The 639-nt window shown below is 39.9% G+C and carries 1 protein-coding gene; it reads right to left on the reverse strand.

What is annotated here, in order from left to right; translation table 11 throughout:
• Positions 1–82: 82 nt before the first annotated feature.
• Positions 83–520, reverse strand: a complete 438-nt coding sequence (gene tnpA, locus Xets_RS14150; protein ID WP_074021892.1) for an IS200/IS605 family transposase — start codon at positions 518–520, stop codon at positions 83–85.
• Positions 521–639 lie beyond the last annotated feature (119 nt).

Genomic DNA, 639 nt, shown 5'->3' on the forward strand with positions numbered 1-639 from the left:
AGTAAAAATCCGCCTTCATAGAAGGCGGCTTTGATTTCGCCCCAGAGGGGCGTTACTAGTTCAGACTCTGAGAGCCTTCACTTCACATCCCTTTTAACGATAATTGATTGTCTTCATGTTCATGTTTTTCCTGATACTTCACATACTTCCTTATCATTTCTTCATTTACACCTACGGTATCCACACAGTACCCTCTCGACCAAAAGTGATTTCCCCATAACTTTTTCTTTCTTAAATAGGGGAATTTATTAAATAATCGAATGGCTGTTCGTCCTTTTAAATGCCCAAGCACCTCAGATACAGATAATTTCGGGGGGATTTTTACCAAAAGATGAACATGATCTATTTGAACATTCAATTCTACAATTTCTATCTCGAGTTGTTCACAGGAAATCCGTATCTGCTTATAAACCTCCCTTCCTACATTATTTTTCAGTATCCTAAATCGGTATTTGGGCGTCCAGACGATATGATATTGACAACACCAAAGTACATGCGATGCTTTCTTGAATCTACTCATGGTTAAATCCTTCTCTGTTATGGGGATAACAGTTCGGATTTTCCCATGAGTAGCCTTACTGGCAGAGCCAATCTGTCGATGACCACCTCCGCAGGAGGTGGCATTCAGTTATGAGTAAA

It is taken from the genome of Xenorhabdus sp. TS4 (genome assembly GCF_014467265.1).
GTDB classification, from domain to species: domain Bacteria; phylum Pseudomonadota; class Gammaproteobacteria; order Enterobacterales; family Enterobacteriaceae; genus Xenorhabdus; species Xenorhabdus ehlersii.

Excerpts from the sequence above, each read along its gene's own strand:
- tnpA (WP_074021892.1), bottom strand. The coding sequence starts at position 520 with ATGAGTAGATTCAAGAAAGCATCGCATGTACTTTGGTGTTGTCAATAT.